Raw genomic sequence first — 13356 nt, 5'->3', positions numbered from 1 at the left:
TTATTGTGTTTTTATACTCATTTTATTATCCCATAAACTGATCTTATAAACTCTGCCATTACAGTTTAACGGCTTAGTTAAACCGATTATTTTTAATGCAGGTTTTTTTATTGTCAGACGAACCATAGATACCATAAGATAATTCTCGCGCCATATGAGATTGCTCCTATATTATTTTTATCTATTTCAATATTTTAAGTTACGTTTTCTTTTCACCTTTCGACTATTAATGGACATAATTCTAAACAAGAAAACCAGGAACTCATGGCGACGTTTAGAATTCAATCGCCAGTTTCCCGGTAAGCCTGGAGGATTGGTTGAAAAGGTTGATGAAGTGATAAATACTTACTGAGTCAAACCATGAAAGTACTACTGACAATACAATAATTGATATATCATCATAAGCTAAAATACAGGCGAGTCCCCCTGTTTAAACGCTATAGACTTAACCCTCGCTCTGAGTTAACCAATACGGTGACACATCAATCATCCAGATTATTGATAGTCATACTGGCATTCAGAATAAGTGGCTTAGCCATTTCTTTCCGTTGTTGCATCAATGCCAGAAAAATCAAATCGGTGAGTGTATTTTGCGCTGTTCTCGATGAAATAGACGAACTTCTCCATTCATTTTCATCCGAAACACTTTCCAGCACATAATCTGCGATTTTAGCCAGCGGAGAGACTTTACTGCCGGTGATCGCTATCACCGTGGCTCCCTGCGCTTTTGCCATCGTTGCTGCAATCTTCATATCCTTCCTTCTGCCACTAAAAGAAAGAACAATCTGAACATCTTTTGAGGTCAGGGTAAGTGCCGCGGCAATCTGCACATGCAAGTCAGACTCAACCAGGGTAAATATGCCTATTTTCTGCAATTTGTAGCTCAGATCTTTTGCTGTAAGCCCTGAGCCCCAAATTCCCACAATCTGTACTCGCTGAGCAGCATTGATGAGTGAGACAACATGCTGAAAAACTGAAAAATTTATCTTGCGGGTGGTCTCCATGATAGAGGCCGTCTTCTCGTGCGCAAGTTTTTGTGCCATCACCATCAGTGAATCTTCCGATGAAATAGAATTATGCAATGCTTTATGTGGATAAGATTTAAATATGTTATTCCTTCCCAATTCTTCACTGATCGCAATTTTTAAGGCGGGAAACCCTTTCATTCCTATTTTCTGGCTAAATTTTACGATTGCTGACTGACTGACTCCGGCATTTTCAGCGAAGCGGGAGGAAGATAGACTCAGTATAGATTCCGGGTTTTCAAGAATATATTTTGCTATTTTTTGTTGATTTTCGGCAAGCTCAGGTAGCAACCAGGTTATTTCGTTCAGAATCGACATCAACAATTTCTCCATGACGGGTAACAGATTATTCTAGTGGTACACTTTTTAATACTGCGGTGTAACTGTATAAATATAATGAAGATATTTTAGTTATTTTATTTTATTTATCCGGACTTATTCCCCCTCCCCCCGATGCTTAGAATAGATTTTGCCGTGACAGTCATCACATTTAATAAATAAATAATTGCTTACCATCGCCGATAATTTAAATAAAAGGAAGTCCTCATGAAGATTAATTTAAGCACGATGGTTACGGAAAGTCGAAACCCCGCCAGTTATCAAATTGATACTCTTTCAACACTGGATATGCTCACGTTGATCAACAATGAAGATAAAAAAGTGCCTCTGGCTGTGGAAGAAAAACTACCTGAAATAGCCAGAGCGGTTGATCTTATCGCAGAGGCTTTCGCCAATGGATCACGATTAATTTACTGCGGTGCTGGCACCTCCGGGCGGTTGGGAATTCTAGATGCTAGTGAGTGCCCACCGACTTATGGGACTCCGCGTGACATGGTGGTGGGCCTTATCGCGGGCGGGAATACGGCGATTTTACAGGCAGTTGAAAATGCAGAAGATAGCCGTGAAATGGGTGAGCAAGACCTACGTAACCTTGGCTTCAATGCCGGTGATGTGCTGGTCGGCATTGCCGCCAGCGGCCGTACCCCTTATGTGCTGGGGGCGATGGCCTATGCACGTAATCTCGGGGCCACGGTGGTCGCTATCTCCTGTAACCAGCATAGCGAAATGAGTAAAGCAGCAGATATCGTTATTGAACCACTGGTCGGCCCGGAAGTGGTCACGGGTTCATCGCGGATGAAAGCGGGAACCGCGCAGAAATTAATTCTGAATATGCTAACCACAGGTGCCATGATCCGTAGCGGTAAGGTTTATAGCAATCTTATGGTGGATGTCGAGGCAACGAACGCCAAACTGGTGCAGCGCCAGGTCAATATTGTTGTCCAGGCGACAGAGTGTTGCCCCGATGAAGCTGAAAGTGCGCTCAATAAATGCAACCGCCACTGCAAAACCGCAATTGTGATGATTCTTAGTGGCATGTCTGCTGAGAACGCCAGTGCGATCCTGAAGCAAAACAAAGGGTTTACTCGCAAAGCGTTGCAGGAGATTAAAGCATAATCATGGCGAAAATAACTGGCTCGATGATAGAACAGATTTTATCCCTGATTGGTGGGCGTAAAAATATCATTTTATGCGGAAACTGCATGACGCGACTGCGTCTCACCTTGAAAGACCACCAACAGATACAACACGGAGATCTGAAGAAAATACCCGGTGTGATGGGCGTGGTTAACGGCGACGATCAACTGCAAATTATTCTCGGGCCGGGCAAAGCTCAGACAGCAAGCGAGATGATGAATACACGTCTGAACGCTGAACCACAGCAGATGTATGAACCTGTTGATAATATTGATCTACAAGTGCTGGCGAACCAGAACAAGAGCCAAATGAAAGCGAAACAAAAAAGCGCTGTTCATAATTTTCTGACCAAATTCGCGACCATCTTTACCCCTTTGATTCCAGGATTTATTGCCGCCGGATTGTTACTGGGGATCTCAACCCTGCTTCAGCAAACATTGGTCTCGGACGGTGTGACCCAAGCCGCATGGCTAACGGGGCTGATTGCTTATATGAAAGTGTTCAGCATCGGTTTGTTTACTTTCCTGAGCATTTTGATTGGTTTTAATACACAAAAAGCCTTTGGCGGAACGGGAGTCAATGGTGCGATTATCGCGTCATTATTTATTTTACGCTATGTGCCGGATGGCACCGTCGGCTATTACGCTGGCATGGAAAATTTTTTTGGCTTGGTGATTGATCCGCGTGGCAATATCATCGGCGTGCTGCTGGCTTGTATTCTGGGCGCATGGATTGAACGCCAGGTCCGTCGTTTTATTCCCGATAATCTGGATATGATCCTGACATCATCCATTACTTTATTGATTACCGGTGCGATCACTTTCGTGGCTATTATGCCTATAGGAGGCGAACTCTTTAAGGGCATGTCATGGCTGTTTATGCATCTGAATGGTAACCCATTCGGTACTGCTATCCTGGCTGGACTCTTCTTGATAGCGGTAGTTTTCGGGATCCATCAGGGGTTTGTTCCCGTTTATTTCGCCCTAATGGATGCACAAGGATTTAACTCTCTGTTTCCTATTCTGGCAATGGCGGGGGCCGGTCAAGTTGGCGCAGCATTGGCTCTTTACGCTCGCTCACCAAAAGGTTCTATCCTGCGTACTCAGATTAAAGGGGCTATTTTCCCTGGGTTATTGGGTATTGGTGAACCGCTGATTTATGGTGTTACCTTACCGCGTTTGAAACCCTTTGTTACCGCTTGTGTGGGCGGTGCTGTAGGCGGCTTCTTTATCGGCCTCGTTGCCTGGATGGGTCTGCCAATTGGCCTGAATACGGTATTTGGCCCGTCGGGTTTGGTTTCCATCCCTCTGATGACCTCGACACAGGGGATTTTCGTCGGCATGTTGGTTTATGTGGTAGGAATACTGATCTCGTATATTGCTGGATTTATTCTGACGTGGTTTTTCGGGCACAAAAATGTCGATTTAAGCTAATGTTGTGGCCTGGCCCTGCCTAACAGGGCCAGAACAGCCTGATCGTCATCGCCAGCAAGCTGATATACCCTGAGTTAAATGGCATGACTAAGTCAGTGCTGTATTGAATTCAGGCGGTCTGTCACACCTCCCGCCACCGACACGACGCTCTGATAATTAGCTCACCATTTATCTGTAAGTGGCGGGCTGCGCTGTCAGGATACTGCAAACGATCCAGCATGGTGAAAACCGCATGCCGCGCAATGTCATTGAAAGGTTGCTTATAGGTGGTTAGCGGAATGCCCAGTAGCGCTGAATATTCGTTGTCATCAAATCCCACCACATTTATTTTTCTGCCATTCTGGCCGCAGACCGACAGCAACTTCATGGCGGTGAAATCATTCGCACAGATAATGTCCTGGGCTCCGCTCGCAAGAAGATGTTCAATAAAGTCGCTATCGCCCACATTCCCTTCATGTTCCCAACAAGTCTGAGGCACGATCCCCGCGTCCAGCAACGCCAGCCGGTAACCCATCTTGCGCATGTTGACGGTGTTCGCGGAAAAACGTTCACAGAGGAAATCGATACGACGCGGCTGGTTATTTAGCAGATAGGTGGTGACCTCTTGCCCCGCCGCAACGTTATCAATACCGATAAGATCCCAGTGGCTGCGTTTCGGCCAGGGCACGACGTCGCTATCCAGTAACACCACGCCAAGACCGTCCCGATCCAGCTTATTTAAAATTAGCTGATTAATCTCGGCGGCATAGGGGTGGAATTCTATTGGGATAAAAAACACCCCCCTAACGTTGCTACGCAGGTAGCGTTCAATGACATTATCAATTTTGTTCAAGACGGCCTGACGGGTGGCACCTGCGCCCAGCGTCATCACGCCGTTCCAAATCAAATCGAAATTAAACCGCTGCGACAGTGATGCAATGGATTTGAAGATTTGCTCAAACAGGAAACCACTTTCGTTCTCTTCCATCCGTGGTGAAAGAATGCCAAACGTCTGCACCTCGTGCTGAAGTGGAGCCTGCGCAGGTTCATTCTCCTGCGTCATCAAATAATGTCCTGACCCCTGAGTGCTGCTGATCACCCCCTCTGAGCGCAGCTTTGCCAACGCCCGCGAAATGGTTGGGCGCGAGGCAGAAAACTCACTGCACAGGCTATTTTCCGTGGGCAATCGTTGCCCCTGCACGTAAATGCCGCTGCGGATACGCAGCACCAGTTCCTGATAGATCCTGTCCAGCTTGCTCAATTTCGCCATGTTTTCTGTTCGCATATTCCCAAAATTTTCGCCCGTTATGCCATTCCACAGTAGCAGCAGATGACCAGTATAAAGCAGTCATTACCTAAAGGGCGATAATAAGTAAAATGACACAGTAATATAAGTAACAAATTTGGAAATAAATAAACTCACTAATTTATAACACCTTACTGGTCTATTTTTCCTCAAAAAATAAAATAACCCGCTAAAACTGTGATAAAGGTCACTTATCAGTCAATAAGTGGCTAATAAAAAGCCCAAAATACGTAAAATGTGATCAAAACCAAAAGAAATTGTAAAATAAAAGATAGGATATTTAACAGCCAGCAATAAAATAATTTACATATTTGTAAACTAAAGCGGGCAATAGATAGCTTTCTTACCTTCTCTCTTTGCGCCACCCCGAGGAAATAGAAATGTCTCAGTATCACGATCTGGTCGAAAAGGTCATTGAAGAAAACCGAACCACTTTGCTGAAAGTGGATGAACAAGAAATTGAGCAGCTAATCGAAGAGATTCGTCAAGCCAAAACCATACAGCTCTATGCCATGGGCAGGATGCAACTATCCGTACGTGGTTTTGCTATGCGTCTGAAACATATGGGGTTTGATAGCTATGTGGTGTACGACACTACCACGCCTTACCTCGGTAAAGGCGACCTGCTAATCGTGCATTGCGCGGTCACCAACGTCGAACTGAACATCATTAAGCTGGCTAAAGAAGCCGGAGCCCGCATCGTATTACTCACCGCGCATCCGGAAAACGAACACGGCCAATATGCCGATTTAGCCGTGCGCGTACCAGGGCAGATTTTTGGTGGTGAAGAGGAAGTCCCTTCCATTCAGCCGATGTCCACCCTACTGGAACAGTCGCTGTTTTTATTCACCGACATCGTCACCATGATGCTAATTGAACGCTGTAATATCTCTATGGACGCGATGCAAGCCAGCCATACAAACCTTGAAGGTCTACCCCATAAATTTGCCTGAGGGCCTGGTCATGAAAGACGGCGACATCATTCAAATTGCCCATCTGGTCAAAGACTTGGATGCAGCAATGAAACACTACACAGAAGCGTTTGATATCGGCCCGTGGGATGTCTATACCTACGGCCCGCATAACGTTAACAACTCACTTTATCGTGGTAAACCTGCCGAACATATTTATCAAATCGCGGTGTGCTGGATTAACGGCGTGCAGATGGAGTTAATGCAACCTGTCTCTGGCTACAGCATTTATGACGAATATATCGAGAAGCACGGTTACGGTCTGCATCATATGAAACTTTATTTCGCCGACTGTGAAAAAGCGCTAACGCGCTATAAAGCGCGCGGTTACGACGTGGTACAGAGCGGTAATATCGGCGACGATGTTTTCTACTACCTCGATACCGAAGAACGATTCCAGGGTGCAGTCATTGAGATCGGCAATGCCGGTGCAATTCCCGAACCTGAGCGGCGTTATCCTGCCTGAATAGAGACTTTATAAGGACAACATCATGAAAATACGAAATACACTGGCCCTCACGGTACTCTTTGGTTTTTCAGCCCTTTGTACTACGGTGCCTGCATACGCCGCCGACGAAACCTATTCGATGGTCGGTATCCCTAAACTTCGCTCCGCCTGGTTTAATGATTATGAAACTGGCCTGAAAAAAGCGGCAAAAGATTTTGGCATTAAGACCTACTTTCAGGCTCCTGCCTCTGCTGATGAGCAGCAACAAGTGAGCGTGATACGCGACAGCATTTCGCAGGGCAACAATGCACTGCTGGTGGTGCCTAATAACGCCAGTTCTGTCGAACCGGTATTTAAACAGGCCCGTGCGCAAAATATTGTGGTGATCACCCATGAATCGGTCAACCAGAAAGAAGCTGATTATGATGTCGAAATGATCGAAAACCAAAAATTTGGCCGCTATATGATGGACCAGTTTGCCAAACATGCCGGTGGGAAAGGCGAATTCGCCATCTACGTCGGCTCGTTGACCGTACCCGCTCATAACATCTGGGCTGATGCCGCTATCAAGCGAATGAAAGAAAAATATCCGCAAATGAAACTGGTGGCCGAACGCTTCCCGGTCAGCGAAGATCGTAACGCTTCACGCCAAAAAACCCTCGAGTTGATTGCAACCTATCCGGACCTGAAAGGCGTGCTGTCCTTCGGCAGTCAGGGCGCACCCGGTGCTGGACAAGCACTACGTGAAAAAGGCTTAGTCGGCAAACTGACCGTCATTGGCACCACCTCGCCGAAAGAGAGCGCCCGCTTCCTGGAAGACGGTGCTATTACCGAGTCGATCCTCTGGAGCCCGGGCGAAGCCTCCTATGCTATGGCCTACATTGCCAAAATGGTGCTGGATGGCAAGCGCGATCAGATCAAGCCGGGGCTGGAAGTTCCCGGACTGGGCAAACCTGAAATCAACGGTATGAATATCATTTTTGATAAACCGCTGACCGTTACCAAAGAAAACTACAAAAAATACGACTTCTAGGCCCTAAATAATTCGAGTTGCAGGAAGGCGGCAACTGAGCAAATCCCAGGAGCTTACATCAGTAAGTGGCTGGGGGGCGCAAAGGCAGCCAACACACCTGCGGCTTGAAGTATGACCGGTATACTTCGCCCCCGCCAGCCGGGGGCTATCCACCCACACCTGGGGGAATTATGCAATTTTTGTCCATTGAACACGTCACGAAAACCTTTGATGGCGTGATTGCGTTAAATAACGTCAGCTTCGATATTAACCAGGGGGAAGTTCATGGGCTGGTCGGTGAAAACGGTTGTGGTAAATCGACATTGATGAAAATTATTGCCGGGGTGCTGGAGTACGATCGTGGCATCCTGACCATCAACGGTAAACAGATTGATAAATACAACGCCATTGAAGCCGCGCAACAAGGTATCGGTATCATCTATCAAGATCTGTCGCTGTTTCCTAACCTGACGGTGCTGGAAAATATTTATATCAGCCAGATGCTAAACGATAAAAAAACGTTTGTATTTTCCGGCCGGTTTAAAAATAAAGCCCAACAAATCGTCCAACAGCTCGGTATTACCCTTGATTTAGAGGCCACGGTAGAGGAACTCCCTATTGCCAAACAGCAGTTGGTGGCAATCGCCCGTGCACTGATTAACGACTCTAAATTGATCATCCTTGATGAACCTACTACCGCGCTGACCCGTACCGAGATCAACAATCTGTTTGCGATCCTGTACCGCTTACGCGAGCAGGGTATCTCATTCATTTTTATCAGTCATAAGCTCAATGAGCTGCTAGAGATTTGCGATCGCATTACGGTGATGCGTGACGGCAAACTTATCGATACCGTTCCGGTCAGTAACCTGACCAGCGGCCAGATTGAAAACATGATGCTGGGCTATGAACTGGCCTTCTCAGCACATGAGTCACACGCCAGCGATAACGTTCTCTTGAGCGTTCGCAGCCTCTCTAAACATAACAGTTTCCAGGATATCAGCTTCGATCTGCATCAGGGCGAAGTGCTGGGTATTGCCGGATTACTCGGCTCTGGGCGTACCGAGCTGGCGATGGCTTTATTTGGCGTTGAACCGGCTCAGTCCGGCGATATTCATCTTAATGGCCGCCCCATCGCCATCAAAAGTATCCAGGATGCGGTTAAAAACGGTATCGCTTATGTCCCCGAGGATCGCCTGCTGCAAGGGTTAGTGATGGATCAGAGTATTGCCGCCAACGCCGCCATCTGCACGCTGGATCATTATCTCAATCCAATAAAGCTGCTGGACGGCGGTAAACTGCGCGATGCGGTGGCAGGCTATCTGAAAGGGATGCAGGTGAAATTTGATAACCAATCCAAGCCCATTCGTATGCTCTCCGGCGGCAACCAGCAAAAAGTCGTGCTGGCAAAATGGCTGGCGATGAAACCTAAAGTATTCATCCTCGACAGCCCAACGGTTGGCATCGATGTCGGTGCAAAAAGTTATATCTATCAGACCGTGAGAACCAAAGCCAGTGAAGGGATGGGCATCATTTTTATCTCTGACGAACTGCCCGAGCTACTGGCGAACTGTGACCGCATCATCATGATGCGCCGTGGCCGCTTCGGTAAAAGTTGGCTCACAAACGACGTAGATAACGATGCACTACTGCGTGAAATGGAAAGCCATTAATACTGGCATCAGACCGAGGTAACGTTGATGGGCGTATTAAATCTCTTCAAAAAGCGGGAAACGCTGCTGCTGGTATTGATCGTGATCTTGTCAATCGTGATCACCAGTATCAATCCCTCATTTATGACTTTCGATAACATTACCGGCCTGCTGAAAACCTGGACGGTATTGGGTATCTTCGCACTCGGCGTAATGCTGGTGCTGCTCTCCGGTGGCTTTGATGTCTCCTTCACCGCCATCGCTCAGGTGGTGCAATACGTTGTTGTATTCTGGTTCATACAGGCTGGGCTGGACAATATTTGGCTGGCGATCGCCTGTAGTTTGATCCTCGGTGCCTTGATGGGGCTGCTGAACGGCGTGCTCATCTACTACTTCAGGATAACGGCAATCATCGTCACTATCGCCACCAATAGCCTGTTCTATGGCACCTTGTATGTGGTGACACAGGGTAATTTGATCTACGACATTCCTCCTTCCCTGCTGCAACTGGCCGAAATTAAAATCCTCCCGATGCAGGCCGCGAATGGTGCCTGGTATGGGCTAAGCCTGGTGACCTGTCTGTGGTTCATGCTGGCGATTTTCCTGCACTTTTTCCTCAAACACACCGTGCTGGGGCGCAGTATCTTCGCGGTGGGCGGTAATGCACTATCAGCCGAGCGTGTTGGCTTTAACCTGCGTCGTACCACCTTATTTATCTATACCTTTGTCGGGGCCGTCTCCGGCTTCGCCAGTCTGATTCAGGTATCGATAGTGCAGACGGTGATCCCTAACTCTATCGTCGGCTCCGAACTACAGGTTATTGCCGCAGTGGTGCTGGGGGGGGCCTCGGTAACCGGTGGGCGCGGCAGCGTGCTGGGCACATTGCTGGGGGTGCTGCTGTTCGCCATCCTGAGTAACAGCCTGACGCTACTGAAAGTCTCACCGTATTACTACAACATGTTCATCGGCATGGTGATTCTGGTCAGTATCACGCTGAATGCCCTGCAGCTACTGCGGCAGAAGCGGGCCCAGGTAAGAGTGGTAGTAGAATAATGAGGAATGGAACCATGAAAACCCATACGCCTGCAAGGTTGCGTCTTTCTGCAATCTTTTCGGAAAATCTGTCACTCTATCTGGTCCTTATCGGGGCATTTTTGCTGATGTTTGCACTCAATGGCGAACGCTTTATCCGCCCGCAAAACCTGATATCTATGGCCTATCAGCTACCGATTATTGGTCTTTTAGCCATCGGCATGATGATTTCGATGCTTTCCGGCGGGATTAATCTGTCGATTATCGCCACTGCCAACCTGAACGGCATTGTGATCGCCCTGTGCCTGCAACATTTTGCCAACGGCCAGATGAGCACCGCCAGCAATGAAATTATCCTGCTGGCTATTGCGCTTGGCCTGCTGAGCTGCCTGCTGGTTGGGGTGATCAATGGTCTGCTGATTTCGCTACTCAAGATCCCGGATATTCTGGTGACCCTGGGGACTATGACATTGATCTCCGGCATTAACGTGGTGCTGACCAGAGGCTACACGCTATCCGGCTTCCCTGACATTTTGCTCAACATCGGCAACGGCGATAGCTTCGGCCTGCCTAATGCGCTGATTCTGTTTCTGCTGGCCAGCGTGGCGGCGACCATCATTCTGAATAAAACGCGCTTTGGCTTCAGCCTATACATGATGGGTTCGAATCCCACCGCAACCCAATACTCCGGCATCAGCCTGGTGAAAACCAGCGTGATGCAGTATGCCTTCTCTTCCTGCTTTGCCGCACTAACATCACTGGTGATGATAGGTCAGCTCAACTCGGTGAAGGCCAGCTATGCCGACTCCTACCTGCTGGTGGCAGTACTGGCGGCGTTTCTAGGTAAAGTCAGTCCGTTTGGTGGATTTGGCCGCATCTCCGGTGTGGTGCTGGCGGTGATCATTCTACAAATCATCTCCAGCGGGCTTAACCTGATGCGCCTTGATCCCTTTATGATAACCGCCACTTGGGGCGCACTTATCATCTTTATCGTGGTATTCCGTAGCCTGTTTTCGCAGTTAAAACAGCGAATGAAAAATAAGGAAAAAGCATCATGATGATTGGCATCGATCTGGGTGGTACCAAAACCGAGGTTATCGCGCTGGATGACCAGGGTGTCGAGCACTTTCGTCATCGGGTGCCCACGCCAAAAAACGATTACGCCGCCACCATAAAGACTATCGCTGAGCTGGTGCTGCTGGCAGAAAGCCGCGTGGGCAGGCAAGGAACTGTGGGTGTTGGCATCCCGGGTACCATTTCCCGTCATACCGGCAAGGTGAAGAATGCAAACTCGGTGTGGCTGAACGGTCAGCCATTACACAGTGATCTTTCCGCGCTGCTGCAACGACCGGTGGTAGTGGCTAACGATGCCAACTGCCTTGCCATATCCGAAGCCGCTGACGGCGCGGGTGCCGGATATAAAGTGGTCTTTGCCGTCATCATCGGCACTGGCTGTGGCGGAGGCGTGGCGGTAAAACAGGGTGTTTACGTAGGCGATAACGGCGTAGCGGGTGAATGGGGTCATAATCCCCTGCCCTGGCCCGATGAAGAAGAGCAGCGTTATCTGCGCGATGTCCCCTGCTATTGTGGTAAAGCGGGCTGCAATGAAACCTTTATTTCCGGCACCGGCTTTGAGACCACCTATCAACGACTCAGCGGCAACCATCTGAAAGGAAACGAGATTATGGCACGGCTAGCGCAAGGTGAAACTTATGCCGAGCAGGCGATACAATCTTACGAACGGCGACTGGCCAAAGCACTGGCCGTACTGGTGAATATCCTCGATCCCGGCGTGATTGTACTGGGTGGCGGCATGAGTAATGTCGATCGCTTGTATACCACTTTGCCGCAACTGCTAGCGCAATCTGTATTTGGTGGTGAGTGCGACACCCCGATCCGCAAAGCGCTTCATGGCGACTCCAGCGGCGTGCGCGGCGCGGCCTGGCTGCCACGCTTGTCGCTGTAACCGAATTGACCTTATCTGAACCTCCGGCGGCGTTTGCACCTTTAGGTTGTACAACCGCCGCCGGCAACCACCACCTCTGACAAAGCATATCAAGTGCCTTACCTCGTATAGCCAAAATAGTTCGTCCTTCTCAAGGAAAGACACTGGCAGTCATGCAGGTTAGCGGCGGCTCGCAATCATTCAATGCGGTGAACCAGATGCGTATCTGGGGCGCTGGATGCATATGATCACGATCCCGAATCACTAATATCAGTAAGTGATCAGCAATAAACGCTATTTTTAGCTACATCATTCGGCAGTAAATTAGCTTTATTCTTTATGGTCTTTGATAGCATTAAAAAAAGCACATGGGATTTCTCCCACATGCTTTTTTCTTAAATAGAGGGCGGAATGATTTTATTAATTATAAGCCAGTGTAAAGTTAGCCACGCTGCTGAATTCGCCAGGAATGACACTGCCTTCAGTTATACTGGTACCTTGCAGATAAGCTGAGAACTTCAGGCTGTTATTACCCTTATCCAGCGATTTGGCGGTCGAAGCAACACCACGTTTGATCGGGGCACCGGCTTCATCAGTGATCACAATACCTGCGCCATCAGCTAAACCAATCAGTTTCAACATCTCGGTATCCACACCGTCTGGTGTACCGTCAAAGGTAATGGCGACCGTTTTCATCGTGGCAAAATCACACTTTTCCAGACCGATATTGAAGCTACGTGGCTCTGAAGAACCTTTGTTAGCCAGTGCTGCCGTAGAAACCTGCCCCATATCAACCACCTGATCAGCGGCATCTGCCACAATCGAGCACGGTGCATCAATGATAGAACCACTAAAAGTCACCGTACCTTTACCCTGATCGGCAGCATTAGCCGCGAAAGCAGACAGAGACAATACCGCAGCAACCAATACACTTTTCTTGAAGTTAGACATTATATAACCTTAATTTAATTTGAAGTTGTTTTCAGTAATACAGGCCCATTTTATTGCCGCACCATTATATTAACGGGGCAAAACCTGACTCGGTATTAGACTGAAAATTAAAAGATGCAATTATCG

At 48.1% G+C, this 13356-nt stretch carries 12 protein-coding genes and 1 pseudogene; 10 read left to right on the top strand and 3 right to left on the bottom strand.

Features of this window, described 5'->3' with window-relative positions; genetic code table 11:
- Positions 1-482: 482 nt before the first annotated feature.
- The gene (locus tag AEP37_RS05455; RefSeq protein WP_049611049.1) at positions 483-1343 is read right to left on the bottom strand and encodes an SIS domain-containing protein; all 861 of its coding nucleotides are present in this window, start codon (positions 1341-1343) and stop codon (positions 483-485) included.
- A 228-nt stretch (positions 1344-1571) separates the two neighbouring features.
- On the opposite strand from AEP37_RS05455, the gene murQ reads away from it, so the two are divergent.
- Together murQ and murP are read left to right on the top strand one after the other, a co-directional pair.
- Positions 1572-2480: an N-acetylmuramic acid 6-phosphate etherase gene (gene murQ / locus AEP37_RS05450; RefSeq protein WP_049611045.1), complete on the top strand. Its 909-nt coding sequence runs from the start codon at positions 1572-1574 to the stop codon at positions 2478-2480.
- A 2-nt stretch (positions 2481-2482) separates the two neighbouring features.
- Positions 2483-3934, top strand: coding sequence for a PTS N-acetylmuramic acid transporter subunit IIBC (gene murP / locus AEP37_RS05445; RefSeq protein ID WP_049611042.1), 1452 nt, complete (start codon positions 2483-2485; stop codon positions 3932-3934).
- Positions 3935-4055: 121 nt separating this feature from the next.
- Here murP and AEP37_RS05440 read toward each other — a convergent pair whose 3' ends face one another.
- The gene (locus tag AEP37_RS05440) at positions 4056-5198 is read right to left on the bottom strand and encodes a GntR family transcriptional regulator (RefSeq protein WP_049611039.1); all 1143 of its coding nucleotides are present in this window, start codon (positions 5196-5198) and stop codon (positions 4056-4058) included.
- Between the two features lie 401 nt (positions 5199-5599).
- Between AEP37_RS05440 and AEP37_RS05435 the strand changes: the two genes are divergently transcribed.
- From AEP37_RS05435 to AEP37_RS24655, 8 genes and pseudogenes are all read left to right on the top strand, one after another.
- The gene (locus AEP37_RS05435; protein ID WP_049611036.1) at positions 5600-6172 is read left to right on the top strand and encodes an SIS domain-containing protein; all 573 of its coding nucleotides are present in this window, start codon (positions 5600-5602) and stop codon (positions 6170-6172) included.
- Between the two features lie 10 nt (positions 6173-6182).
- Positions 6183-6656 (top strand): VOC family protein, encoded by a 474-nt coding sequence (locus AEP37_RS05430; RefSeq protein WP_049611035.1) that lies wholly within the window; start codon positions 6183-6185, stop codon positions 6654-6656.
- A 25-nt stretch (positions 6657-6681) separates the two neighbouring features.
- Positions 6682-7671 carry an autoinducer 2 ABC transporter substrate-binding protein gene (locus tag AEP37_RS05425; RefSeq protein WP_049611032.1) on the top strand — a complete coding sequence of 330 codons (990 nt, stop codon included), beginning with the start codon at positions 6682-6684 and terminating at the stop codon, positions 7669-7671.
- 170 nt (positions 7672-7841) lie between these two features.
- Positions 7842-9323: a sugar ABC transporter ATP-binding protein gene (locus tag AEP37_RS05420; protein ID WP_049611030.1), complete on the top strand. Its 1482-nt coding sequence runs from the start codon at positions 7842-7844 to the stop codon at positions 9321-9323.
- Between the two features lie 27 nt (positions 9324-9350).
- On the top strand, positions 9351-10355 hold the full coding sequence (locus tag AEP37_RS05415) for an ABC transporter permease (protein ID WP_049611027.1): 1005 nt from the start codon (positions 9351-9353) through the stop codon (positions 10353-10355).
- Positions 10356-10369: 14 nt separating this feature from the next.
- The gene (locus AEP37_RS05410) at positions 10370-11392 is read left to right on the top strand and encodes an ABC transporter permease (protein WP_049611025.1); all 1023 of its coding nucleotides are present in this window, start codon (positions 10370-10372) and stop codon (positions 11390-11392) included.
- Positions 11389-12300: a fructokinase gene (gene mak / locus AEP37_RS05405; protein WP_049611023.1), complete on the top strand. Its 912-nt coding sequence runs from the start codon at positions 11389-11391 to the stop codon at positions 12298-12300. The genes AEP37_RS05410 and mak overlap by 4 nt, the downstream gene beginning before the upstream one ends.
- Positions 12301-12416: 116 nt before the next feature.
- Positions 12417-12541: pseudogene (locus AEP37_RS24655) on the top strand (NAD(P)H-dependent oxidoreductase); the annotation flags it as partial.
- Between the two features lie 158 nt (positions 12542-12699).
- Here AEP37_RS24655 and AEP37_RS05400 read toward each other — a convergent pair.
- The gene (locus tag AEP37_RS05400) at positions 12700-13230 is read right to left on the bottom strand and encodes a fimbrial protein (protein ID WP_049611020.1); all 531 of its coding nucleotides are present in this window, start codon (positions 13228-13230) and stop codon (positions 12700-12702) included.
- Positions 13231-13356: the final 126 nt, after the last annotated feature.

Source organism: Yersinia pekkanenii (assembly GCF_001152565.1).
GTDB lineage: Bacteria > Pseudomonadota > Gammaproteobacteria > Enterobacterales > Enterobacteriaceae > Yersinia > Yersinia pekkanenii.
The sequence above is the reverse complement of the archived record's forward strand: the minus strand, read 5'-3'. Positions and strand labels throughout refer to the sequence as shown.

Excerpts from the sequence above, each read along its gene's own strand:
- AEP37_RS05455 (WP_049611049.1), bottom strand. The coding sequence starts at position 1,343 with ATGTCGATTCTGAACGAAATAACCTGGTTGCTACCTGAGCTTGCCGAA.
- AEP37_RS05440 (WP_049611039.1), bottom strand. The coding sequence starts at position 5,198 with ATGCGAACAGAAAACATGGCGAAATTGAGCAAGCTGGACAGGATCTAT.
- AEP37_RS05410 (WP_049611025.1), top strand. The coding sequence starts at position 10,370 with ATGAAAACCCATACGCCTGCAAGGTTGCGTCTTTCTGCAATCTTTTCG.
- AEP37_RS05435 (WP_049611036.1), top strand. The coding sequence starts at position 5,600 with ATGTCTCAGTATCACGATCTGGTCGAAAAGGTCATTGAAGAAAACCGA.
- mak (WP_049611023.1), top strand. The coding sequence starts at position 11,389 with ATGATGATTGGCATCGATCTGGGTGGTACCAAAACCGAGGTTATCGCG.
- AEP37_RS05420 (WP_049611030.1), top strand. The coding sequence starts at position 7,842 with ATGCAATTTTTGTCCATTGAACACGTCACGAAAACCTTTGATGGCGTG.
- AEP37_RS05415 (WP_049611027.1), top strand. The coding sequence starts at position 9,351 with ATGGGCGTATTAAATCTCTTCAAAAAGCGGGAAACGCTGCTGCTGGTA.
- AEP37_RS05425 (WP_049611032.1), top strand. The coding sequence starts at position 6,682 with ATGAAAATACGAAATACACTGGCCCTCACGGTACTCTTTGGTTTTTCA.
- murP (WP_049611042.1), top strand. The coding sequence starts at position 2,483 with ATGGCGAAAATAACTGGCTCGATGATAGAACAGATTTTATCCCTGATT.
- AEP37_RS05430 (WP_049611035.1), top strand. The coding sequence starts at position 6,183 with ATGAAAGACGGCGACATCATTCAAATTGCCCATCTGGTCAAAGACTTG.
- murQ (WP_049611045.1), top strand. The coding sequence starts at position 1,572 with ATGAAGATTAATTTAAGCACGATGGTTACGGAAAGTCGAAACCCCGCC.
- AEP37_RS05400 (WP_049611020.1), bottom strand. The coding sequence starts at position 13,230 with ATGTCTAACTTCAAGAAAAGTGTATTGGTTGCTGCGGTATTGTCTCTG.